At 59.4% G+C, this 24,312-nt stretch carries 12 protein-coding genes and 2 pseudogenes; 9 read left to right on the forward strand and 5 right to left on the reverse strand.

The annotated features are described in order from the left end of the window. The coding region (locus tag RIFP1SYM_RS18080; RefSeq protein ID WP_240992076.1) for a hypothetical protein at positions 1-216 on the forward strand (216 nt) is incomplete at its 5' end. 130 nt (positions 217-346) lie between these two features. Here RIFP1SYM_RS18080 and RIFP1SYM_RS09660 read toward each other — a convergent pair. From RIFP1SYM_RS09660 to RIFP1SYM_RS09670, 3 genes are read right to left on the reverse strand one after another with little or no spacing between them, the layout of a single operon-like run. After that, on the reverse strand, positions 347-3,547 hold the full coding sequence (locus RIFP1SYM_RS09660; protein WP_039960211.1) for an efflux RND transporter permease subunit: 3,201 nt from the start codon (positions 3,545-3,547) through the stop codon (positions 347-349). A gap of 10 nt (positions 3,548-3,557) precedes the next feature. Then, a complete protein-coding gene (locus RIFP1SYM_RS09665) occupies positions 3,558-4,751 on the reverse strand; it encodes an efflux RND transporter periplasmic adaptor subunit (protein ID WP_005963152.1) in 1,194 nt (397 codons plus the stop codon). A 3-nt stretch (positions 4,752-4,754) separates the two neighbouring features. Further along, positions 4,755-6,020 (reverse strand): TolC family protein, encoded by a 1,266-nt coding sequence (locus RIFP1SYM_RS09670; protein ID WP_005963154.1) that lies wholly within the window; start codon positions 6,018-6,020, stop codon positions 4,755-4,757. A gap of 834 nt (positions 6,021-6,854) precedes the next feature. Here RIFP1SYM_RS09670 and RIFP1SYM_RS18085 point away from each other — a divergent pair. Continuing rightward, positions 6,855-7,076, forward strand: a pseudogene (locus RIFP1SYM_RS18085) (transposase); the annotation flags it as partial. 72 nt (positions 7,077-7,148) lie between these two features. Next, positions 7,149-8,582 (forward strand): class I adenylate-forming enzyme family protein, encoded by a 1,434-nt coding sequence (locus tag RIFP1SYM_RS09680; protein WP_005963160.1) that lies wholly within the window; start codon positions 7,149-7,151, stop codon positions 8,580-8,582. 95 nt (positions 8,583-8,677) lie between these two features. Here RIFP1SYM_RS09680 and RIFP1SYM_RS09685 read toward each other — a convergent pair whose 3' ends face one another. After that, positions 8,678-10,855, reverse strand: coding sequence for a tRNA(Met) cytidine acetyltransferase TmcA (locus tag RIFP1SYM_RS09685; protein ID WP_005963162.1), 2,178 nt, complete (start codon positions 10,853-10,855; stop codon positions 8,678-8,680). Positions 10,856-11,024: 169 nt separating this feature from the next. On the opposite strand from RIFP1SYM_RS09685, the gene hypF reads away from it, so the two are divergent. The 5 genes from hypF to RIFP1SYM_RS09710 all read left to right on the forward strand — a co-directional run bounded on the left by hypF (position 11,025) and on the right by RIFP1SYM_RS09710 (position 20,763). Beyond that, complete coding sequence (gene hypF, locus RIFP1SYM_RS09690) at positions 11,025-13,355, forward strand: carbamoyltransferase HypF (protein ID WP_039960213.1); 2,331 nt, start codon at positions 11,025-11,027, stop codon at positions 13,353-13,355. A gap of 49 nt (positions 13,356-13,404) precedes the next feature. Continuing rightward, a complete protein-coding gene (gene amrS / locus RIFP1SYM_RS09695) occupies positions 13,405-14,493 on the forward strand; it encodes an AmmeMemoRadiSam system radical SAM enzyme (protein WP_006474163.1) in 1,089 nt (362 codons plus the stop codon). Positions 14,494-14,514: 21 nt separating this feature from the next. Beyond that, positions 14,515-15,309 (forward strand): AmmeMemoRadiSam system protein B, encoded by a 795-nt coding sequence (amrB, locus tag RIFP1SYM_RS09700; protein WP_039960214.1) that lies wholly within the window; start codon positions 14,515-14,517, stop codon positions 15,307-15,309. Positions 15,310-15,695: 386 nt separating this feature from the next. Then, positions 15,696-19,250, forward strand: a complete 3,555-nt coding sequence (locus tag RIFP1SYM_RS09705; RefSeq protein WP_240992077.1) for an EAL domain-containing protein — start codon at positions 15,696-15,698, stop codon at positions 19,248-19,250. Positions 19,251-19,368: 118 nt separating this feature from the next. Then, positions 19,369-20,763, forward strand: a complete 1,395-nt coding sequence (locus RIFP1SYM_RS09710) for a TIGR03013 family XrtA/PEP-CTERM system glycosyltransferase (RefSeq protein ID WP_005963175.1) — start codon at positions 19,369-19,371, stop codon at positions 20,761-20,763. Positions 20,764-20,850: 87 nt separating this feature from the next. Here the strand turns inward: RIFP1SYM_RS09710 and RIFP1SYM_RS09715 are convergent, their stop codons facing one another. Next, positions 20,851-22,932: a type IV pilus assembly protein FimV gene (locus tag RIFP1SYM_RS09715; protein ID WP_240991598.1), complete on the reverse strand. Its 2,082-nt coding sequence runs from the start codon at positions 22,930-22,932 to the stop codon at positions 20,851-20,853. A gap of 1,003 nt (positions 22,933-23,935) precedes the next feature. Here RIFP1SYM_RS09715 and RIFP1SYM_RS09720 point away from each other — a divergent pair. Then, a pseudogene (locus RIFP1SYM_RS09720) lies at positions 23,936-24,312 on the forward strand (hypothetical protein); the annotation flags it as partial.

Raw genomic sequence — 24,312 nt, forward strand, 5'->3', positions numbered from 1 at the left:
TACATCCCTGTAGGGGAGGAGCATGAGCAGGAAGCGGTAGCTTTACGTGCGATTTTCGCCTTGAATCTGGATATTCTGAATCACAATCGGCTTCGTCCAGACTTAATTAGAGGTTCCTTGGTGCGGATGTATGTGATGTCACCGGCGCATACTCCATCTGGTGCCTCTACCTGGAACTCTAGGTTCAAATGGCGCGGCGCCACAGGAAGACCGTGATTCGAGTGGGTGGTTGCCTTGAATTTTCGCTGGCTCCAGGCCTCCAGGGCCTGTTGCTTCATCAGCCGGCGCACTCGGGCTCGACTGAGCGACTCACCATGTTCCTCCCCTGGCTGAATGGGCTGAATAATTACTGAGAAGCATTGGACTGAATCCCCTTTGAAAACACCCGGTAGAGGGTGGGCAGGACGAACAGGGTCAACAGGGTGCTCGATGCCAGCCCTCCGACCACTACGGTCGCCAGCGGGCGCTGCACCTCGGAACCGACGCCGGTGGAGATCAGCATCGGGATCAGCCCCAGTGCCGCAATGGCGGCGGTCATCAGTACTGGGCGTAGACGGGAGAGGGCGCCACGGAAGACCGCATCGGCGGCCGGCACCCCGGCTTCGACGTTCTGGTTGATGGCGTTGACCATCACCACGCCATTGAGCACCGCCACACCAAACAGGGCGATGAAACCAATAGAGCCGGGTACCGAGAGATACTGGCCGGTCCAGTAGAGAGCGGCGATACCGCCGATCAACGCCAACGGCACGTTGAGCATGATCAGCAACGCCTGGCCCACGGAATGAAAGGCGAAGTAGAGCAGCAGGAAGATCAGGCCGAGAGAGAGCGGCACCACGATCATCAGCCGCTGTTGTGCCCGCTGCTGGTTCTCGAACTGCCCGCCAAAGACCACCGAGTAACCGGCCGGCAGGTCGATCTCCTCAGCGATGCGTTGGCGTAGCTCCGCCACCAGCCCCCCCATGTCACGGCCCTCCACATTGGCTTGGATCACCACCCGGCGCTGCACATCATCGCGGCGGATCTGCGGTGGGCCGGACTCGATCACCACATCGGCCACTTCGCCCAGGCGCACCCAGGCGCCACCGGGGGCCTGCAATACCAGCTGTTTCAGTGTCTCCGTATCCTTGCGCCAGGCCTTCGCCAGACGCACGGTGATGTCGTAGCGTTCATTACCCTGGATCACCTGGCCGGCCTTGGTGCCGCCAATGCCGTCGGCGACCAGGTCCATGACCTGTGAAACCGGGATACCGTAGCGGGCCAACAGATCCCGCCGGGGACGAATGGTCAGCTGGGCCTCGCCGGCGATCTGTTCCATCTCTACGCCGCGGGTACCATCGACCCCACGGGCTAGCGCCTCGATGGCCTTGCCTTTTTCAGCGAGTACGTTGAGGTCCGGACCGAACAGTTTGATCGCCAGCTGCGCCTTGACGCCCGAGAGCAGTTCGTCCACGCGGGTGGCGATGGGCTGGGAGAAGCTGAAGAGCAGTCCCGGATGCACCGAGAGGGCTGCCTCGAACAGCTTCTGCAGGCCGAAACGGTCCCTGGCGCTGGTCCACTCCTCGACCGGCTTCAAGCCTACGTAGATCTCCACATTGGAGACCGGTTCCGGGTCGCCGCCCAGTTCGGGACGGCCCACCCGGCTGGAGGCGTAGGTCACCTCCGGGAAGTTCATGAGGCGTTTTTCGAGTCGGTTGGCCACCTCCAACGCGGTTTCCAGGCTGGCGGAAGGGGCCAGGGTCACCCGGATGTTGATGGTGCCCTCTTCCAGTTCCGGTACGAACTCGGTGCCCAGCTTTGGCACCAGCATCATGGCCCCCGCGAACATCCCCAAGGCCATCAGCACCACCAGCCATTTCACCTTAAGGGCGAAGCGAAGAGAGTGCCGGTAGAACCACTCCAGTGGCAGGAAGACCGGGCTGTTGCGATGTTTGACGGCCCGGCGGAAGGCATAGGTGGCGAGTGCGGGCATCACCACCAGCGCTACCGCGAGGGAGGTTAGCATGGCCAGCACGATGGAGATGGCCATCGGCTGAAACAGCTTGCCCTCGACACCTTCCAGCGTGAACAGGGGGGCAAAAACCACGATGATAATGATCACGGCATAGAAGACTGGCCTGCCCACCTCACGAGCTGCCTGCTGGATGCGCAGGGGGATGCCGTGGTGGTCCTGGGCAGCGTCGTAGGGATCAAGATCACCCGGTGCTACCTCTTTCTCGATCTTTTCCAGGTGCTCCTGGTCCGGGTGAGTGAGGTGCTTGAAGATGTTCTCCATCATCACCACCGAGCCGTCCACCATCATGCCGATGGCGATGGCCAGGCCGCCCAAGGACATCAGGTTGGCCGAGAGACCCCAGTAGCTCATGGCGGTCAGGGCCAGCCCGACCGATAGTGGCACCGAGATCAGCACCAGCAGGGTGGCGCGGATATTCAGAAGAAATAGCACCAGCACCACCACGATGAGCATGAAGGCCTCGGTGAGCGCCCGGCTGACGGTCTCCACCGCCTGTTCCACCAGATCGGCCTGATCATAGAAGGGCTCGATGGTGACGCCATCGGGTAGCGCCTGCTGGATGGCGGGCAGGCGTGCCTTGACTGCATCGATGGTCGCCTTGGTATTCGCCCCCAAACGTTTAAGCACGATACCGGCCACCACCTCACCCAAAGGTTCCGACTCTCCTGCGGCGCTGCGACGTGTCATGGTCACGGCACCCTGGCGGATCTCGCCACCGAAGGCGACCTGAGCGATGTCATGCACGCGCACCACCACGCCGTCTTCGATTTTTAACGGGATGTTGCGGATGTCACGCAGCCCATCTTCGCCCGCGCGCAGCCAACCCACGCCCCGGATCACCAGCTGCTCCGCGCCACGGTCGAGATACCAGCCGCCGGCGTTGCGGTTATTGGCCTCGATGGCTTCGGCGATCTCATCAATGCTGATGCCGTAGGCGAGCTGCTTGCGGGGGTCGACCTGCACCTGGTATTGCCGCACCTCGCCACCGTAGGAGAGCACGTCGGTGATGCCGTCCACCGGCAGGAGCAGCAGCTTCACTACCCAGTCGTTGAGGCTGCGCAGGGCGATGGCATCGTGCTTTTCTGGATCGTCGGAGCGCAGGATATATTGATAGATCTGTCCCAGGCCGGAGGTGTTGGGGCCCATCTCCGGTGTACCCACGCCCTCGGGGATCTGCTCCCTGGCATCCTGCAGCCGCTCGAAGACCAGCTGACGGGCGAAGTAGATATCGGTCCCCTCTTTGAAGACCACGGTGATCACGGAGAGCCCGGTTTTGGAGATGGAGCGGACCTCTTCGACATCAGGCAGGGCATACATTACTGCCTCGATGGGATAGGTAATGAGCTGCTCCACCTCCTCGGCGGCCAGTCCCTGGGCCTCGGTATTGATCTGCACCTGAACATTGGTGACGTCGGGAAAGGCGTCGAGATTGAGGCGGGGTATCAGGGTAACCGCCGCGCCCAGTGCGGCCAGCAGGCCGAGCACCACCAGCAGGCGATTGGCTACCGACCAGTCGATCAGCTTGTTTAACATGGTGTCGCCCTCAGTGGTTGTGGACCGCGAAACCGGACTTGGCCAGTTCCGACTGCACAAAGAAGGCTCCCTGGGTGACCACCCGGGTTCCCGGTTCCAGCCCTTCGATCACGGCCAGTCCGGGCAGTTGCCGGACCAGTTCCACCTCCTTAGGCTCGAACTCCCCTGGCTCCTCTTCCACGAAGACCTGCCAATCACCGTCGGGGCTGCGTAGTACGGCATCCAGTGGCAGGGTGAGGGCGGTCTGTCCTGACTCGCCGGTCTGGATCCTCGCGGTTACGAACTGACCGGGGTGCAGCCGGTCTGCCGGATTGGCAATCTCCAGGCGAACTGCCAGGGTGCGGGTAGTCTCGTCCAGCGCGTGGTGGATCTGGATGACCTTACCCTCTATCCACTTCCCGCCTGCCTGTACTCGTGCAGGCGCACCGATCTTGAGGTGGGATAGTGATTCTGGATTGATCCGGGCCTCAACCCAGAGCCGGGATTCATCGGTGATATCGAACAGTAGCTGGCCTGGCTCCACCATTTGACCGAGGATGAAGTCATCCCGAATCACCGTGCCTTGTTGGAGTGAGAGCAGGGTAAAGCGTCCGTCTGCCTGACTGATCGTGTTCCCTTTGACCAGCCGGTCGGCCTGGCTGGCGGTCATGCCATAGGCCAGCAGCTTGGCACGAGCCTGCTGATAGGCGATTCGGGCTTCCAGATAGCGCCGTTCCGACACTACCTTCTTCCCCAGCTTTTTCACCCGTTGCCACTCTTGGGTGGCTACCAACAGGTCGCCCTGGGCCTCGGCCATGGTAACGCTGGAGAGAGTCACCAGGGGCTGGCCTGTGGAGACATGACTGCCAAGGCGGACATGGCGCTTTATAACCTGGGCCTCGATGCGTGGTGTGACCTGGCTGGAGGCGTAAGCATTGAGCCGGATCTCCCCCGGGGCTTCGATCTCTGTGGGAATGGGGTGAAGGGTCAATCTCTCCACCCGGATCCCGGCACTGTGGCGCTGTTCGTCATTCAGATGAACACGGTTTTCCTCTTCATGACCGTGTTCATCCTGATGCTCATTTTCATGGCCATGTTCATCGCCGTGGTTAGCCTCTGATGATTCCTCAGCATGGTCGTGATCATGTTCATCCGCAGCGGAAAGCGGATTGGCGTAAAGGAAGATGAGGGTCAGGAGGTAGAGGCTCCATTTGTTAATATGCATTGGTTACTGCTCCTTCGATGTTTTGTTCAGCCACGGGCTCAGGGTGCCGGAGGCGTTTAGCCACTCGACCCAGGCGTCCCACAGATCGCCGTGAAGTCTGACCCCCGCGATTTGTGTATCCAGGGTCTGTTGCACCTGCAGAAGGTAGTCGGTGGTGCTCATCTCACCGGCTTGCCACTGGGTCTCCAGCAGATCGATACGTTGTTGCAGACTGGTCTGTCCCAGAGAGACCCACAGGGACCAGGCATCGGCCACCAGTTTGTAACGCTTACGCGCACTCATGAGTCGGGCCAGTAGATTCCGGTAGGCTTGATGCGCCTCCTGCTCCGCCTGCAGCGCCTCTGCCTGTGCGGCATCTACAGTGCTGCGAAAATCGTTTCTGATCTGAAGCGGGATGGAGAAAGTGAGCGCAACCAGGTTTTCGCTGGCTTCGCGTCCTGCTCTCAGACCGAAGGTGGGATCGGCCTTGCGCGCCTGATCCGCGGCATGAATCTGCTGCCGGGCTGCACCAGCCATCTGTTGGGCGGCTTGCACCTGTGGATGATTCCGGGCGAGGGCCTCATCATCCGAGGTGTGGGGCAGCGCAGCGGGTAGCCGGTCGGGAAACTTGACGCCGCTGCCTGGTATCTGGCCGCTGAGACTGAAAAAGTCACTTCTGGCCTGGATGAGTTCAGCGCCATTGCCGGCGTGCTGCATGACCGCTTCTGCCAGCGACAGACGGGCCAGTTCCATCTCCGCCTGTGGAATGTCCCCGGAGGCATGACGCTGCTCCGCGAGCCGGGCGAAGCGCTCCAGTATCCCGGTTCGGCGCTTGGAGAGAGTGGTGATTTCGTGGTGGGTGGAGATCCTGCCTAGCGCATTGAGCAGCTCGGCCGACTTCGTCAACCGCAGGGCGGCAACGCGTGCTCGGGCGGCATTCAGTTCCGCCTGCATCGCCTGTTTCAGGGCGTCCTGTTTATCGTACCAGTCAATGGTCTGGCTGATGCCGAGGGTGTAGGTGCTGATGTCGGTGCGCTCGGCCTCCAGCTCCAGCTCCGGATTGTTCAGCGGCAGACCGGCGCCGACAAGCCGTGCCTGAGCAGCGTCCACGGCAGCTTGAGCCGCCTCTATCTCAGGGTTTGATTCCAGTGCGCGGTTGATGATGGCAGCCAGTTGCTGAACTTCCATGTCATGGGGTGATTGCCCCTTGGAAAGCGCCGCTGGTGTCCAGGCAGTAAGGGTTAATAGGCAGGCGAACAGGCCTGCAGGCGTGCAGATGGAGAACGACATAACCTGAATTCCGTAAGTTCGTAAACAACGAGAACCCGTTACAAACGCTAACCTGGCAAGCAGCAGGTGGGTTTATAGCAGGCGCGGGTGAGACGAAAATCAGGCAGAGATTGGAGGGCGGAAAAGGAACGCAGGGGGGGAGGAGACTATCGAAACAGGATAGGTAGTCCGCAAAATGCCACGATCGGCTGACAGTTTAATCGCTTCAGCCCTGTTCAGGCCGAGGAGATGGATGATTCCGTGACAGCAGTGGTCGCTGTCGCTCGCATCGTCCATATCGGCCGGGTTTGTTGCGTGATCGCCAATCGCGTGAGTCTGGTCCGTCAACAGTTCATTATGCACATCAGCGGCCAACGCCATCCCATAACCGAGGATAGAGACGACCAGCCATGTGATTAACAGACGACGAAGCATTGGTAATGATTTCGGAGTTAACTGAAGCGGCCAATCTAGAGTGCACGACTCAGTTAGTCAACCTGGAAACGGGAAGGTTCCGGCAGGTATCGAGCATTGTCCTTCACTGGCCGCTTGGGAACAGCGCGTCGATAATCGGGCAGTTAACGACCGAATAGTTATCTCCAGTGCATTTAATAGACATCTCGTTCAGCGCATTGTGGAGCCGCTTGAGATCATTGGTTTTTCTCTGCACCTCTCTGACGTGCAACACGGCTATGGAACCACTGATTTAATCGGTTACTCCGGCCATGAAGATGGGATAATCCGAGCGGCGATATCGAGACAGAGGACTCTGACATGTAGCAACCTGGCCCAGCCTCACTGGGCCAAGAGCGACAGCAATGCATCACGCGTAAGGCGGCATTTCTGAAGTGAACGGAGGCCCTGGTATCCTGGCCAGAGCTGGCGTCGCTCATCGAACCGCATTACCCCAAGGGCAAGCGAGGCCGCCCATCGGTGGGGCTGGCTCGGATGCTGCGGCTCTATTTCCTCCAGCATTGGTTCTCGCTCCCGGACGAAGCGGTGGAGGATGCGATGTACGATATGCCGCTATTCCGGCGAAAAAATCGCCCGATGCTGGGGGCGGCTGGGATCGATTAATTTATCAGCGCTCCCTTAGGATGGTCGGTAGGTTTGACTTCAGTCGAACACAGAATGATGAGACAGAGTTAGGTGGCAGCTGAACTTTCTCAATGGCCCGGCGACTGGTTGCTCCACGCCGCAGGTCGCTATCCCTCACGACCAGCCATCTGGCTGGCGGATCGACAGGTCAGCTATGCGGAACTTGAACAGCAAGTGGCGCGCTTCAGCCGCCGCCTGCCGCTGGAGCCGGCCGATCGGGTGGTCGGTCTGCTTAGTGCCGACCCCCAGTTGCTCCTATTGCTTTTGTATGCCGGCGCGCGACTGGGGGTCGCGCTGCTGCCGCTCGATCCGCAACTGGCGCCAGAGCGGCGTCAGCGCCTGTTGCAGCAGAGCGGCTGTCGTCTGCTGATTACCGATCAGCCCTCTGCCGATCACCCTGCGGGAGTCAGGCTGATTCCTGCAGCCTACCTGTTGGGCGATAGTGGGGCAGGGCCAGTTCCAATCTGCAAAGTGGTGCCGAGTGACTCCCCCGACCGAGTCCTGCTGATTATCGCCACCAGTGGCAGCACAGGCGACCCCAAAGGGGTGATGCTCTCGGCATCCAGCCTGGCTGCCAGCACCGCTGCGGTCAACGCCGCGCTGGGGCTGGGCAGCGCCGACCGTTGGCTCAATTGCCTACCGTTCTACCACATCGCCGGGCTGGCGATCCTCTATCGTTGTTTGCGCGCAGGGGCGGGGGTGGTGTTGCAGCAGGGATTTGATGTGGTGCGGGTGTGGGATGCGCTGCATCGCTATCGGGCAACCCATATCTCGCTGGTGCCAGCGATGCTGTCACGGCTGCTCGATCATGCCGAAACCTGTTCGCCCCCCGACAGCCTGAGAGTGGCGTTGATCGGCGGTGGCCCGCTTTCACCCCGACTGGCGCAGCGCGCCCGGCAGCTGGGCTGGCCACTGGTGATCAGCTACGGCATGAGCGAGACCGGCTCCATGTGCCTGATGGATGACAGCCAGCAGGCGGGATTAGAGGCCGGTGTGGTGGGTGCGCCGCTGGCCGGTTTCGAGCTGCAGCTGAACGGGGTGGGGCGGATACGCCTGCGAGGCCCGGCACTGATGGTCGGCTACGCCAATCCCCAGCTGCAGCCGGGCGCTGGGCTGGAAAATGGCTGGTTCGAGAGCGGCGACCTGGGGCAACTGAGCGAACAGGGGCAGCTGCGCCTGCTGGGGCGGGCCGATGATATGCTGATCAGCGGCGGCCGCAATATCCACCCGCAGGAGGTGGAGCGATGCCTGCAGGCCTGCCCTGGGCTGACGGCTGCCGCCGTGACATCGAGCCATGATCTAGTCTGGGGTGAGCGGCTGGTGGCCTTCTATGTGGGGGATATCTCCTGCGATGCTCTTGAGCAGTGGGCGAGGGAGCAACTCCCTTCTGCACTGCGTCCCAGACGCTTTGTCCAGCTCGAATCTTTACCCTGCAACTGCATGGGCAAACTTGATCGACAGGCTCTGAAGGTGCTTGCTAATTGAGCAGCTGACAGGTCTGCGTGGAACGCCCTAATACCCCCCTTTTGGATGCTTTTTCAGGGCAGTGCTTGGCAGCCGGAGTTTTGTCGGTGGGGAGTCTATTCCCCTGTACTGGCGGGCCTGACATCGCTGTAGTGGTGCATCAGCGCTCGTACCGCCTCGCGCAACGCAGCTTCGGTCTGACGGCGGCCAGAAAACCCGCAGCGGCTCGCTGTCTCTGCCCAGCTGTGGTGCTGTACCGCCTTCACTAGCAGCAGTCTCTCCATCTCAACTGCCAGTGGCGCTCCATCCCGCAGCCCCTGCAGGGTCAGGCGGTGGATTGGCGGCAGGGTGATCTCGAACCCCCGTCTGGCGAAGGCGAATGCCTGCAGGTCGAGCCAGTCCTGTGGATCGAGCGCGATGGCTGGCCGGGCAGGGGGGCAGCTCAGCAGCTGCAGCGCCAGGGTCGGATCGAGTTCGCGCAGTGGATCGCCCAGCATCTGAGGCAACTGCTGGTGAAAGCGTCGGTGTGCCAGCTGCAAGATCTGCCGCCCCTCGCTGGAGATCGGCTGCACTACCAGCAGTGAATGGCTGCCGCTGCTGGCGCCGCGTCTCAGGCCGATTCGCAGTGGTGAAAAGCTGCGCTGTTGCCAGAATTGCAGTAGCTCCGGGGTCGCGCCAAAGCTGGCCCCCAGGTAGTCGAGGCGCTGTTCGTTGGCCATCTCACCGGCCAGCCCGAGCAGGCGGGAGCCGATGCCGCGGCGCTGTAGCTTGGGGTGGACGGCGATGCGCATGATGCGTGCGCCGCGCAAGCAAGCGCCTTGTTGCATGCCCAGGTGAGCGCTGAGGGACTGGGCTAGTAGGTGGCCTCGTGGGCGGCGCTCACCGAGGCGGATTGCCTCCGCCATCTCAGCGGAAAAACCGCCCTCGAGAGCCACCAGCGCGGTAGCGATGATGCGCCCCTGCTGGCGTGCGACCGCGATCTGCAGATTGGGGCCATCCAGCAGCTGATAGAGGTCGAGGGGCGAGGTGCGGTAGTGGGCCAGGACCAGTAGACCGAACAGATCGGTGAGAGATTGTCTATCTGCGATGAGCTGGTCCCGCTCGAGCCACTCAAATTGCAGCGCCTGCTCTCGGCCCTGCGGCGGTACTGCAATCTTTGCCGGCGTGGCGTCCAGCGCCAGGGCGCGGAACAGGAAGCGTTCCAGCGGGTCATCCGGGGACCAGCGGATTGGCTGTTCGAGGTGGATCTCCCGCCACTGGGGGCAGCGTTCACTCAGATGCTGGCGGAAACGCACTGCAAAACCTCGACCGTTCCCCTCGTAGCCGTGGATGGTGGTGGCGAAGGCGATGCGCGGATAGCGCTCCAGCAGCTGTTCGAGCAGGGGAGTGGGGATGGCCGCCGCTTCGTCCACCAGCAGCAGACTGGTCTTGCNGGGTGAGTGGATCAGTTCATCCGGCGCGGCAAACTGGATGCGGCCCTGTTGATCGTGGATCGTGCCACGCCCGACTTCTGCGTCTGGCAGTAGCCGAGCCGCCTGTTGGAACAGGGCGTCGCAGGCCCCCAGACGAGGGGCGGTGACGCTGATCTCGCTGCAGCTGTCCCCTAGCAGCAGCCGTGCTGCGGCGATCCCCAGAGCCGCGCTTTTGCCACGGCCGCGGTCGGAGATCAGTACCACTGGCCGGCGGCGGTGACCGGTCATGCAGTGCTGGATCGCCCCCACCGCCTCGGCTTGGTCCTGGGTGCGGCACTCCGGGTCATTCGGCGCTGCAGATGGAGAAGCTGGCAGAGGAACGGGCAGGGGTGGCATGGGGTGATCCTGTTGCAGGATCAGGCTTGCCGAATCCTCCCGGATGATCTCCGCTAGGCGCTGCAGAAAGCGTCCGGCGAGTGGCTGATCCTCAAAACCGGCCACTCGGATACGCGCCTGCTGTGGATCGGGGTAGTTGCGCCACTCGTCCAGCGGCGGGGCCAGCAGCAGCAACAGACCACCGCCACGCAGGGTGCCCGATGCGGCGCCAAACAGGTTAGGGTCGAAGCCGCTGAAGGCGTCGTAGACCAGGTGTGAGCTCTCCCCACCGAGCCAGCCGACCGGACGCCCCGGGGGGGATGCCTGCAGCCCTTCCGGGGCCTGCCCGCCGATCCAGCGACACTCCGGCAGCGGGGCCTGGTGGATGATCTCTGTGGTAAGTTCATGGCACCACGGCTCTGTCCCTGAGACCACCACCAGCCGCCGCCGATTACCGCTGCGGGCCTCGGCCAGCAGTACCCTAATCTGTTCGATGGGGAGTTTCATGGGCGGGATGATAGCGCCTCGGCCGGGTTTGATCAGGAATATGCATTCGGATGGGGTTTCGCAGTAGTATGAGGAACCTTAACTCCCGCCGCTCAACAGGCCATTTCATGCTGTTCAGAACGTCTCTACGGGCCGCTGTTTCACCATCGCCCAGTCCAGCCAATTGAGCATGCCCGCTGAGCAGATCCGGGTGCGGGGACTGGTGCAAGGGGTGGGGTTTCGTCCCACTGTCTGGCGCATCGCCAGCCAGCTGGGGCTGCAGGGCGATGTGAGCAACGATGGCGAGGGGGTGCTGGTGCGGCTCTGGGCCGATCGCCATGCCATCGGGCGATTCTGCGAGCAGTTGCAGGCAGAGTGTCCACCGCTGGCGCGTATCGATTTCATCCAACGCCAGCCGTTTGTAGATGCCGCGCCCGCTCAGCCGGGATTTCAGATCATCGCTAGCCAGAGCGGTGGGGTGCATACCGGCATAGTGCCGGACGCAGCGACCTGCCATGCCTGCCGCGAGGAGATTTTCGACCCGGCCAACCGCCGCTATCGCTACCCTTTTACCAACTGTACCCACTGTGGCCCGCGCCTGAGCATCATCGAGCGCATTCCTTACGACCGGGCCAACACCAGTATGCGCCTGTTCCCCATGTGTCCGGTCTGTGAGGCGGAATATCTGGATCCGGCGGATCGCCGCTTCCACGCCCAACCCAACGCCTGCCCGGTCTGTGGTCCGCAGCTCTGGCTGGAGGATCGGGCGGGAGAACAGATCGAGCTGACAGCTGAGGAGCGGGATTCTATCGACAGCGCCAGTCGTCTACTGCGGCAGGGGCAGATCCTCGCGATCAAGGGGATCGGTGGGGTGCATCTGGCCTGCGATGCCGCCAACCCGGCGGCGGTGGCGCGTTTGCGTCAGCGCAAACGGCGGCCGGCCAAACCCTTCGCCCTGATGGCACGGGATGCGGCGGTGATTCGTCGCTACTGCCGGCTGAGTCGGGAGGAACTTGATTTACTGCAGAGCCCGGCAGCGCCGATCCTGCTGTTGGATCAGCAGGGGGAGACGCTGCCCGAGGCGCTGGCGCCGGGGCAGGCCAGCCTTGGCTTCATGCTCCCCTACACGCCGTTGCATCAGTTGCTGTTGGCCGATTGGGAACACCCGTTGGTGATGACCAGCGGCAACCTCAGCGAAGAGCCTCAGTGCGTCGGCAACCATGAGACACGCCGGCGCCTGGGTGAGATCGCCGATGCCTATCTGCTGCACGATCGGCCCATCGTCAACCGGGTCGATGACTCGGTGGCGCGGCTGGTGGCTGGGCGGCCGCGGCTGCTGCGACGCGCAAGGGGTTATGCGCCGGGGCATCTGGCGCTGCCGCCAGGGTTTGAGCAGGCTCCCGATCTGCTGGCGCTGGGGGGTGAGCTAAAGTCGACTCTCTGTCTGCTCAAGGATGGCCAAGCGATCCTCACTCAGCACCTGGGGGATCTGGAGAACTACCCGACCTTTCAGGCCTACCAGCAGACCCTGGCGCTCTATCGGCAGCTCTACCAGCATCATCCCACGCGGTTGGTGGTGGATAGCCACCCCGGCTATCGCTCTCACCGCTTTGGCCGGGAGCTGGCGCAGCAGCAGGGGCTGCCGCTGGAGCGGGTGCAGCACCACCATGCCCATATCGCTAGTGTAATGGCAGAGCGGGGCTGGCCGCTGGATGGCGGTCGGGTGCTGGGGATCTGCCTGGATGGCTCGGGCTACGGCGAGGATGGCACCATCTGGGGCGGTGAGCTGCTGCTTGTCGACTACCGTAGCTGCCAGCGTCTTGGGCATCTACAGACGACGGCCTTGCCCGGTGGTAGCAAGGCGATTCAAGAGCCCTGGCGCAACGCCTTCGCCCAGCTCCAGCGTTGCTTCGGCTGGTCCCAAGTGGAGCGGCAGTGGGGCGGGCTGGAGGCGATCTGCGCCCTGCAGCAGAGGCCGGTGGCGGTCCTGCTGGCGATGGTTGAGCAGGGCCTCAACTCCCCGTTGAGCAGCTCCTGCGGCCGTCTGTTCGATGCGGTGGCGGCACTGCTTGGCATCTGTGCGGATGGTATCGACTATGAGGGGCAGGCGGCGGTCGAGTTGGAAACGGCAGCGATGGCGGCTGTTGAACGGCTGCCGGAGCCCTACCCGTTTGGATTCAACCGAGAGGAGAGCGGTCTGGTGCTCGACCCCACTCCCATGTGGCGGGCCCTGATGCAGGATCTGGCCGATGGGGTCTGTAGTGAGCAGATTGCCTACGCCTTTCATCTGGGGCTGGCTAGCGCACTGGTGAGGGCGGTCCGGCAGCTGGCGGAAGTGCACGGGATTCAGACGGTGGCGCTCTCGGGCGGGGTGTTTCAGAACCGTAGCTTGTTTGAAGCGATTGCCGAGTCGTTGCGAAAACAGGGTCTGCGGCTGCTGAGCCATGAAGCCGTGCCCAGCAACGATGGTGGGTTGGCGCTGGGGCAGGCGGTGATTGCCGCTGCCCGGCAGATTAAATAGTCGAGCCGGTCTGCTAGATTTAGATTAGAAGCTCGAAAGAGGGTGTGTGATGATGGCGAGCAGCGCCTTTCCTACCAAGTATTGGCACCGCCTGGAAGATGGTCGGGTGCAGTGCGATCTTTGTCCCCGCTTCTGCAAGATCAAGGAGGGTCGGCAGGGCTTCTGCTTTGTGCGGGAGAACCGTCAGGGCGAGCTGGTGTTGACCACCTACGGGCGCTCCAGCGGCTTCTGTGTCGATCCGATTGAGAAAAAGCCGCTCAACCACTTCCTGCCCGGCACGCCGATCTTCTCGTTTGGCACCGCCGGTTGCAATCTTGCCTGCAAGTTCTGCCAGAACTGGGATATCAGCAAGTCCCGCGAGATGGATACCCTGGCCGATAGCGCTTCGCCGGAGACCATCGCCCGTACTGCCAGCCAGTTGGGCTGCCGTAGCGTCGCCTACACTTACAACGATCCGGTGATCTTCCATGAATATGCTATCGACGTGGCCCAGGCCTGCCGCGAGCTGGATATCAAGTCGGTGGCGGTGACTGCCGGCTATGTCTGCCCTGAGCCGCGCGCGGAGTTCTATCGTTACATGGACGCGGCGAATGTGGATCTGAAGTCGTTCGATGAGGGGTTCTACCATAAACTGACCGGCGCCCATCTGCAGCCGGTGCTGGAGACGCTGCAGTATCTGAAACATGAGACCGATGTCTGGTTCGAGCTGACGACCCTGCTGATCCCCGGTGAAAACGATTCCGAGGCGGAGATTGAGGCGATGTGCCAGTGGGTGGTGGAGCAGTTGGGGCGGGAGGTGCCGATGCACTTCAGCGCCTTCCACCCGAGCTGGAAGATGATGGACCATCCAGCGACACCGGCGGCGACCCTGACGCGGGCGCGGCAGATCGCGCTGCAGGCCGGGGTTCGCTACGCCTATGTGGGGAATGTGCACGATCCGGCTGCCGATAGCACCTGGTGCTCCAATTGCGGCGAGCTGCTGATCGGTCGGGACTGGTATCAACTGAGTAACTGGAATCTCAACGCCGAGGGGGCCTGCCGATTCTGTGGTACGCCCTGTGCCGGTGTATTTGAGGCGCAGCCGGGTGACTGGGGTGCCCGGCAGCAGCCGGTCAGACTGTCGAGTCAGGGTGCCTGAGTGCATTCCGGGGGAGGAGCGATGGGCGGGGTACGCACAGCAGCAGTAGCGGGGCTTTTTTATCCGGATGCCCCGGCAGAGTTGAGAGCGATGGTCGATGACTATCTGGGGCAGGCGGGCGAGGGGAGGCCACCGAAGGCGATCGTCGCTCCCCATGCGGGGTTTGTCTACTCAGGGCCGGTGGCCGCGAGTGTCTATCATCGTTTGACGCCAGTGGCCGATCGGATCAGTCGGGTGGTGTTGCTGGGGCCTTCCCACCGGGTGGCGTTCCGTGGCCTGGCGCTGAGTTCGGCGCAAAGCTTTCAGACTCCACTGGGGGAGATTCCGCTGGAACAGGTGAGCGATGAGCTATTACGTCTACCGCAGTTGAGTGTGAATGACATGGCGCATGCTCAGGAGCACTCCCTGGAGGTGCAGCTGCCGTTCCTGCAACGGGTTCTGGGTGAGTTCCGGCTGCTGCCGATCGTGGTGGGGGATGCCAGCGGCGCTGAGGTGGCCGAGGTGCTGGAGCAGGTCTGGGACGGAGAGGAGACGCTGATCGTGATTAGCTCCGATCTGAGCCACTATCACGACTATCTCACTGCTCAGCAGATGGACCGCACCACCTCGGATGCGATCCTCGCCCTGCAGCCGGAGCGACTCCACTATGAGGATGCCTGCGGCCGGATTCCGCTGCAGGGGTTGCTGGAGGTCGCGCAGCGCAAGGGATTAGATGGTGAGCTGGTAGACCTGCGTAACTCGGGGGATACCGCCGGCCTCAAGGATCGGGTGGTGGGCTATGGCGCTTATGCCTTTGCTGTGCATTCACAGCAGTGAAGCTTCAGATTAGATCTGATCGTTATGTTGCTGCCAGACTTCTGGCGGCTCAAGTATGTTGTCAAGCCGATTCTACCCTGGATCGATAAACTGCGAACCCACCCTCCCTATCGAGCAGCCGATCTGCCGGCACTGCTTGCAGAAAACTGAACCTATAGTAACCTTGGGGCAAGGATCCGGCAGAGACAAGAAAAACGCCAGATTCTCTGGATCGACTGGAATCCCCGACAGCAACAATACGATGATACATCCAAGGCCGGGGTAGGCGGTTTTGGTCGATCTGTCGTTGACGGAGCGCCGTTTTGAGCGGTTGTTGGCGGAGGAGCAAGCCGTGATCCCGAAGGTTTGAGGTCTGCACGCTTCTCTGTTTCCGTTTGGATAAACCGATGGTAAAGCACCGTTCAACACCACTTCTGCTCAGGGTTCTGATACTGGTTACCGGTATTGTTGCCTTCACATCATTCGCCTTGCTTTTCCACTCCTCGTATCAGTTTCAGCGTGACCAGCTGATCCTCAGCGTTGAGCGTCAGGCGGCCTTCATTGGCTCGATGCTGCCAGAACATGAGTCGCTGCAGCTCGATCTGGCTACCCCTCTGTTTGACAATATCAAGGCGATGCTGTTGCTGCTGGAGCATCAAGGGCTTGCCAATGCCTATGCTCTGGGTGTGAAGCAGGGGGCGCAGCTGGTGATACCGCTGCATGCGGAAGAGGAGTTGGCCGGGTTGGCCAAGATGGTTGCCCTGAGCGGGGAGACGGATGCTTATGGTGAGGCATTGCGGCGTGGGGTCAAGGGCGAGTCCGGCAGCCTGGTGGCACGGGATTTCCGAGATCAGTGGGTGCTTGTCGCCTATGCACCGCTGGGGACTGCGGGGGCCGCCCTGATAGGCCGAGTCGATCTGTTGGAGATGGCAAAACCGTTTGCGCAGACTGGGCTGCTGGTACTGATCCTCGCCCTGGTGCTGATCTTTGTGAGTGCACGATTTTTCCGCCGGGTCACCCAGCCGCTGCTTGAGCAGCATCAGCACAGTGAATCCCGCTACCGCAATCTGCTCGATAACATGGCTGACTGTGTCGCTGTTTACGATTGCGTGGAAGGCGGAGAGAATTTTCTCATTGTCGACGTCAACAAGGCGGCAGAGCAGTTTCATGGGGTCGAGCGCGAGCAGATTAGTGGCCAGCAGATCAGCGAGGCGCTGCCACGGGTGGCCAAAAGCGGCTTGTCAGCGGCGCTCAGGCGGGTCTGGGAGTCGGGTGAGTCCGAGTTTGTTTCGCTCACATACAGCGATGGGAGCGGTCGGGCGAGATGGGTGGAGAACTTTATCTATCGGCTCGGCTCCGGAGAGGTGGTGGTGATCTACTCCGATCTCACCGAGCAGCGTCAGAAAGAGGCGCAGCTGAAGCGTTCAGAGCATCTGCTGCGAAGCATCGTCGACGCCACCCCCGACTGGATCTTCATTAAGGATGCCAGCTTCAAATACCTGTTCGCCAACCGTAGTTTTGCCGAGGCGGTGGGACACAAGCCCGACTCGGTGATCGGCAAAACGGATGAGGATTTGGGGTTTCCGCCAGAGATCGTCTCGGGTGACGCGGCTAATGGCATCAGGGGCTTTCGCAAGGATGATGTTGATGTTCTTGGGGGCAAGCGCATCCACAATCCATACGACCCGGCCACTTACCAGGATGGCTCGTTCCACATCTTCGACACCCACAAGATACCGCTACGGGACAGCACCGGCAAGGTTTATGGGGTGCTCGCTGTGGCCCGGGATATCACCGCGCTGAATCGGGCGATGGGCGATCTCAAGGTCAATGAGGCACGTCTGACGCTTGCCGAGGCGATCGCCCATATGGGCCACTGGAGCTGGGACATCAAGCACAACAAGCTATTCTGGTCTGAGGAGGTGTTTCGCATCTTCGGCGTGGTGCCTGGTGGCTTTGATTCGACCTATGAGGCGTTTCTAAACTTCGTGCACGAGGAGGACCGGGCGTTGGTCAAACTGAAGTTCAATGCCCACCTGGAGGAGAATCAGCCGTTCAGCGTCGATCACCGGATTGTCTGGCGCAATGGCACGGTGCGTTGGATTCATCAGGAGGCAGAGCTGGACCGTGATGCGGATGGCTTCCCTGATCAGATGCTGGGTGTGGTGATCGATATCACCGATCGCAAGCTGGCTGAACAGTCGCTCGTTGAGGAGCGCAACTTCCTGCAGCACGTGATCAACGGCATTTCCGATCCGTTGCGAGTGATCGATCAGGAGATGGGGGTGATGCTGATGAACGGCGCTGCGCTCGATCAGTCGGTGGAGCGTGGTGACTGTGAAGGTAAGGCGACTTGTTATCAGAGCTGCCAGGGCATGAAGCCGCTTTGTGATGAGTACCCGGATGGTATGCCTGCCTGCCCGTTGAAGCGGGTTATCAAAACCAAACAGCCGCAGACGGAAACCCATCTCATTACTCTGGATGATGGCGAACAGCGAACCTATGAGTCCTCCTTCAGCCCCCTGCTGAATGAGGAGAAGATCATGTACGGGGTGGTCGAGACCAGTCGCGATATCACTGAACATCTGGGGTTGCAGGCGCGGCTGCAGGAGCAGGATGACCATGTGGTTCAGCTGACCTATCTGGATCAGTTGACTGGGCTCCCCAACCGATTGCTTTTCATGGATCGCTTGCGTCAGGGGCTGAGTATCTCCCGGCGCGATAATCGGTCGCTGGCGGTGCTCTATATCGATCTGGATCGCTTCAAACAGATCAATGAGAGCTTTGGCCACGAGTTTGGTGACCTGATCCTGCAGGATGTGGCGCGGCGACTGCAGGGACAGTTGCGCGAAGGGGATACTCTGGCGCGCTTCAGTGGCGATGAATTTGTCGCGGTGACGGGTAATCTGGGGCAGCCTGAGCATGCAGGGATACTGGCGCAGAAGCTGTTGCAGGGATTTGATGAGCCCTTCTTCGTCAAAGATCAGAAATTTTATGTCACCGCCAGTATCGGTGTGAGTATCTTTCCGCAGGATGGACAGGACCCCGAGGCCCTGATGAGAGAGGCCAATACCGCGCTGTTTCAGGCGAAAGATGAGGGGCGCAATAGTTTTCAGTTCTATCGCGATGAGATGACTGTCCAGGCGTTTGAGCATGTGCTGATGGAAAATAATCTGCGCAATGCGCTAATGGAGCAGCAGTTTGAGATCTACTACCAGCCCCAGGTGAGTTTTGATACAGGTGAGGTGGTGGGGGCCGAGGCGCTGATTCGTTGGAACTTCCCGGAGATGGGAATGGTTTCGCCGGCGAAGTTTATCCCTCTGGCTGAAGATACGGGGTTGATCCTGCCTATTGGGGAGTGGGTGACGCGAACCACCTGTCAGCAGATAGTGGATTGGCTGAAGCGGGGGATCCCGGTGCCAAGGATCGCGATCAATCTGTCGCCCAAGCAGTTTAACGACAAGCACCTGCTCGAAAATATCATCAGGATTCTTGACGAGACAGGCTGCCCCTCTGAACAGATCGAATTTGAGGTGACAGAGGGGCAGATCATGGAACGCAGTGAGCGGGCTATCGGTGTTCTGGAGGCGTTACGCAAAAATGGCATCACGGTGGCTATTGATGATTTTGGCACCGGTTATTCGTCACTCAGTCAGCTGAAACAGCTGCCTTTGAACAAGCTGAAGATTGATCACTCCTTTGTGCGGGATCTGCCGGATGATATGGATAGCCGGGCGATTGCTGAGGCGATCATTGGCATGGGCAGAAGCCTTGGACTTTCGGTTACGGCAGAGGGCATTGAAAATCAGGCTCAGGCTGAGTTTTTGCAAAGCGCCGGGTGTACACAGGCACAGGGTTTTCTCTATCAGCGGCCGGTTCCTGCGGCTGAGTTTGAGAAATTCCTGTTGGATAGTCAGGCCGACCTCTGTCTGTCAACGCCTGTGCCGGGTGCACCCGATTAGTTGTTAATCCCCTTTCTTAGCTGACGGTGGAATCTGATGATTGTGGTGTCGTGGATGACGATTCTCAGATTCTGGACAGATGCAATGAATCTTTTTTTCAGGTGATTTTAAGTTCAAGATGGTAAGGTTCTTCGGTTATTTCATCTCCAAGTCATTCCTAATTCTCGGGCAGATTGAATTCCTAGTCTTTGCTGGATCCGTGTGGGCGGCATTGATGCTGCAACAGCTGTTTTCTAAGCAGTTGATGCTGGAGCGGACGGAGATGCTCACCTCGTCAATCATCTACGCAGTGGTGATGATGATGTCGATGGTGGCGCTTGGGCTCTATCAGCGTGGAGTGCTGGAGCGGGCCTCAGGTCTGATTCTTCGCCTGATTCTGGTATTTGCCTTTGGCGTCGTCCTGATGAGTCTGATCTTCTACATCTTTCCCGATGTGGCTATTCCCCCGAGAGAATTTGGTCTTAGTCTGCTGATCTCGATAACCGGCGTGCTGATGCTGCGATCGGTGTTTGTTCGGGTGACTCGCGCCGACTCACGCAAGCGCCGGGTGCTTGTGTTGGGTACAGGAATCAATGCCGACAGGATCGAGGATCTTTTCAGCACAAATTCCCGTTTGGGTTATGTGGTGGTGGGTTACATCAATCTGGGCGACAGTATCAGCCTGATTGAAGAGTGCCGGCAGATTCCAAAAGATCAGGAACTCTATGATATCGCCACCCGGATGGCGGTGGATGAGGTGGTGGTGGCGGTGGATGATCGTCGAAAAGGCCTACCGGTGAACGAGTTGATCGATTGCAAAATGAAGGGGGTAGAGATACTGGATCTGCTCACCTTTTACGAAAAAGAAGACTCGATAATCAAGATCGATCTGCTTCACCCTAGCTGGATCTTCTTCTCAAGCGGGTTCTACAGTGGTGGATTTTCGATTCAGCTTAAGCGGCTTCTGGATGTTTTTGTCAGCCTTGTGCTGTTGGTCTTGGTGGTACCCTTGATGGTTTTGGTCGCGTTCGCCAGCCTGATTGAATCTCGTTGGCGTGATCCCGTTCTTTATCACCAGACCCGGGTAGGGAAGGACGGGAAATTGTTCCAGATCCATAAGTTTCGCAGTATGCGAGTCAATGCTGAGGCTGAGACAGGTGCCCGATGGGCGAGTGTGAATGATGATCGTATCACCAAGCTTGGCGCTTTTCTGCGATTTACCCGGCTGGATGAGCTGCCGCAACTCTACAACGTGCTGAGGGGTGAGATGAGTCTGGTGGGGCCGAGGCCGGAGAGGCCAGAGTTCGTCAGGCGCTTGACTCAAGAGATCCCCTATTATGAAGAGCGGCACAGGGTAAAGCCGGGGCTGACAGGTTGGGCGCAGCTGATGTTCAGTTATGCAGCGAACCGGGAGGATACCAGGAAAAAGCTGGAGTATGACCTCTATTACGTTAAGAACTCGAGCCTGTTCCTGGACCTGATTATTCTGCTGGAGACGGTTGAGGTGGTGTTGTTGGCAAAGGGTGCACGATAAGCCTCTTTTGCTGGTCTCCGCAAGGTCGCTGATGGTAACTCAATGTGACCGACAGGCTCGTGTGGATGTGTAAGACTTCGATCCTGATCATTCAGTCTCGTGGGGCTTTTTAGCATCATCCTCATTGATTCTCAGGTCGAGGGCTTCAAGCTCGTTCAGAACCTGAGAGAGTTCTTCATCTGCGGCTGCTTCATCGGAAGGATAGCTCTGCTCGACATCCACTGACTTGAGAAGAAATTCGTTGAGTTCAGAGGGATCGAGAGTGACCGAGTCATCATCATGCTCCAGAGGAAAGTCGTCTATATCCAAGATGGGTGTGGACACGTCTTTGTGCCAGACCGGGTGGTTTGGAAGCCACTCCTGGCCTTTTTTGCGGATCTGCTCCCAGACCTCGGGTGCTTGTTCCGACAGCAATTCGTCGACCTGTTCAATCCATGCGACAAACTGTTTCTCATCTTTTTTGAGCAGAGCGAGCTCAAGTGCCCTGGAGATCAGTGCGATGTCAGATGGTGACTCATGGAGTGCTTCATCGAGTGCATTCTGGGCATCAGAATAGCGACCGTAGGCGATATTGGTATCGATTTGCGTCCGTAGTTTCTCAAGGTTGCTGACGGGCTTTGGTTCCTCAAGCACCTGTTGAGCAAAGCTTTCATCAGTGTCATCGATTTTCTCCAAGGCCACTCTTTCCATGGCGGCTTCGGCGGGAGATGGCCGAGGCTGGTGGGGAATCAGGTCTTCAGCTTCGCTTAGTGTCAGAGACTCATTGAGGTCGTGCTCCTCCTCTTCCCGCATGCGCATCCAAAGCAGCGCAAACAGAGCGAAGATAAGTGCGATACCCAGTCCAATCAACAGTATCCAGTCTGGAGACGACTCGGAGACCTCCTTTTCGTCAGTGGGTGTCGATTCAACTGGTGCTGGTGTATCAGTGGCGATCTCGATTGGAGACGGCGCTGGCTGAGGCTTTTCAATCGCTGCGGGGACAGGTATAGCAGATGTGGCAGACTCTTCGGCCGCGGCAATTTTCTGCTCTTCTGCCACGATACGCACGGCTTCTTCCCTGAGCTCACTGAGGATCTGCTCCATCCCTTCCAGGCGAGCTCGAAGCAGTCGATTCTCATCTCGTACTTCGTCCAACTGTTTGGAGACTTCGCTTAACTCATTTTCCAGACGTTCCTGATTCTCGTCCGAAATCAGTTTCAGATCCTCGTTGCTGACCGGGACCAAACGCAGCAGCGACTCTTCCTCTACCTGCGGTTTGGCTGCATCAGGCGTTGTTGATGTTGCCTCTTCTTCTGCGGTCGCGAGTTGGGATTCAGCGATGCCGGATTGTTCCGCATGCTCTGGCTTCTTTGTCTCTGGCGGAGCGGTAGCCACCGATTCGGTCACGGGCGCGGCTGTCTGAGATGCTGGAGTGGACGGCTTTGGTTGGGGTGCCCGGGTGGCTTGCCGGATCTGCTCGCGGCTCGGGATGGCTAGCTTGGCCCCTTTGCGCAGCAGATTGATGTTTCCATTGATGAAAGCCTGGGGGTTGTGGCGAAACAAGGCCTGTGTCATCTGATGCGTGGAAACGCCACTGCTGGGGCGGGTGCGTTGTGCAATCTGCGACAGGGTTTCACCGCCCCGGACCGGGCCATATACATCTGCGTTGAAGCTCTCCTGTTGCACCTTGGGCGCGGTTTTAACAGGCTTGGGCCTTTTGGGGCGTGGGCGGCGGGTCGCAGGTGCAGACTTCGCGCTTGCTTTTCTGATGTAGGGTTTAGGGTCAAGTAAAACCGTGTAGTCCCGTTGTATCCTGACTTTTGGTCCGGTGAGTTCTAGGGTGAAGGTGACGAAAGGCTCCCGTACTGTGCGCTTTGAAGTGACGCGGATGACCGGCTTATCTTTTTCGGACTGATGGAAGTTGAATCTTAGTGACTCAAGGGCGAACAGGTTCCCGCTGTAGGCTTGACGCTTATCGTTGTCTCGGATAAGTCGCAGTCGATAGTCCGAAAGGTCGACATCATCTGCAGCGACAAGAGCAATTTCCGCATCGAGAGGGGTGTTCAGGTATGAGTGGGTTTCAATCTGACCTAGCCCCAAAGCGAAGCTGCCTCCTGGCAGTAGTGCCGCCGCGAAGATGATTCGTTGTAGAGTGTGCCTCATAGAGTCGGCTTTGATGAATGTCACCATGCGGGCCACAGGTTGATACTCAGTGATTTCGTGTCAAACGGGAAGGATAACTAAATCCGAATCTTCCTTCTACATCATTGGCATGCAAGGCGCTCCCCTCTTGTGACTGGTTCGCCGTTATTGTTGGTCTACATGCCCAGATTTTTGGAATGGGTTCCTTTCCACAAGGATAGCGGCCTTTCAGATTATGTGTAGTCTGGCGCTGAATGAACAATCGCATCTTGGGGTGTGAGGGGGCATCAGTTGATGTGCGCAGGCAAAAATTGCGCCACCAATGGGCGGTGTGCGAGGGGTTTTGACTCGGTGATCTTCCTTTTCTTTCATGATACATCAGTTTTCTGCCCAGGACTTTTAGGTCGCTTCTTCTTGAAGTGGTTACTAAATCTGGCACCGAGTTAAGGCTGTAAAATGCCATAACGAGGTGAACGATGCCGATCTACCCTATCTTTGCCAGCAAGAAGGGAACATTGACAGGATGATGGCGAAAATGCGAAAGATCTGGCGCAGGTTGGGGCCTCTGTTGATCTATCCGAGCCTATCTGGGGCAAAGCCAAGGGGATGCACTTGAATGGAAGACCTTTGCGCGGCCCATGCGGGAGGAACAAGCCGCGAATCATGGCATAATTTTGGTGATAGATGAGAAATTGGGCATGTTTGAGCGGTTGGCTGGTTTTGAGGTGACCTAAAAAACAAAGGGCCTAGCAATTTCTCGCTAAGCCCTTGTTTTGTATGGCTCCGCGACCGCGCCTTACTGGGAACAAAATCTCTGGTGGTTTGGCTGCCAGATCGGTTCCACAGGAAGACGGCGTGATTCTTGGGCATCTCAAAGCTTGATCCTCTACCAGAAGTGAATTTCCATTGTCGCCAGTGCGGCCATAAATTCCGCGCTGAGCCGAAGTTTGTCAGTGAGGCTCCTGAACTGGCGCACCACCCATTCTCATACTCAGCCGAATGCCCAAACTGCAATGATACCGCATCCCAGGCCGCCTGGGAGCGGAATCTTATGCTTGCGCATGCAAGCGCGACCGGCCCGACCACGGATGAGGGCAAGCGTCGCTGCAAGTTCAATGCGCTGAAACATGGTCTGCGGGCCGATACCGCCACCTACTACCCGGCCAAGCCTGGCGGATACCCCCACTGCAACGGCTGCGAGTATCGCACTGACCTGGAGTGCCTAGACTTCGGCGGCTGCCTGAAGCGCACCGAGCTGCTGCTGCGCCATCAGATCGCCTTTGAGTCTGGTGACCCCTCCAAGTTGCAGGCGTTTCGGGCCAGGACCCAGGCCCACATCCAGGCCCTGATTGACGACATGATCCTGGCGATCGCTCAGGATGGTGGGCCGCGGATCAAATCCCCCGAGTGGTACTACGACAAGGATGG

The sequence above is a fragment of the endosymbiont of Riftia pachyptila (vent Ph05) genome (assembly GCF_000224455.1).
GTDB classification, from domain to species: Bacteria; Pseudomonadota; Gammaproteobacteria; order Chromatiales; family Chromatiaceae; genus Endoriftia; species Endoriftia persephonae.

Bases quoted from the DNA above. Each gene is read 5' to 3' on its own strand.
- RIFP1SYM_RS09660 (WP_039960211.1), bottom strand. From the start codon at position 3,547: ATGTTAAACAAGCTGATCGACTGGTCGGTAGCCAATCGCCTGCTGGTG.
- RIFP1SYM_RS09665 (WP_005963152.1), bottom strand. From the start codon at position 4,751: ATGCATATTAACAAATGGAGCCTCTACCTCCTGACCCTCATCTTCCTT.
- RIFP1SYM_RS09670 (WP_005963154.1), bottom strand. From the start codon at position 6,020: ATGTCGTTCTCCATCTGCACGCCTGCAGGCCTGTTCGCCTGCCTATTA.
- hypF (WP_039960213.1), top strand. From the start codon at position 11,025: ATGCCCGCTGAGCAGATCCGGGTGCGGGGACTGGTGCAAGGGGTGGGG.
- amrS (WP_006474163.1), top strand. From the start codon at position 13,405: ATGATGGCGAGCAGCGCCTTTCCTACCAAGTATTGGCACCGCCTGGAA.
- amrB (WP_039960214.1), top strand. From the start codon at position 14,515: ATGGGCGGGGTACGCACAGCAGCAGTAGCGGGGCTTTTTTATCCGGAT.
- RIFP1SYM_RS09705 (WP_240992077.1), top strand. From the start codon at position 15,696: ATGGTAAAGCACCGTTCAACACCACTTCTGCTCAGGGTTCTGATACTG.
- RIFP1SYM_RS09710 (WP_005963175.1), top strand. From the start codon at position 19,369: ATGGTAAGGTTCTTCGGTTATTTCATCTCCAAGTCATTCCTAATTCTC.
- RIFP1SYM_RS09715 (WP_240991598.1), bottom strand. From the start codon at position 22,932: ATGGTGACATTCATCAAAGCCGACTCTATGAGGCACACTCTACAACGA.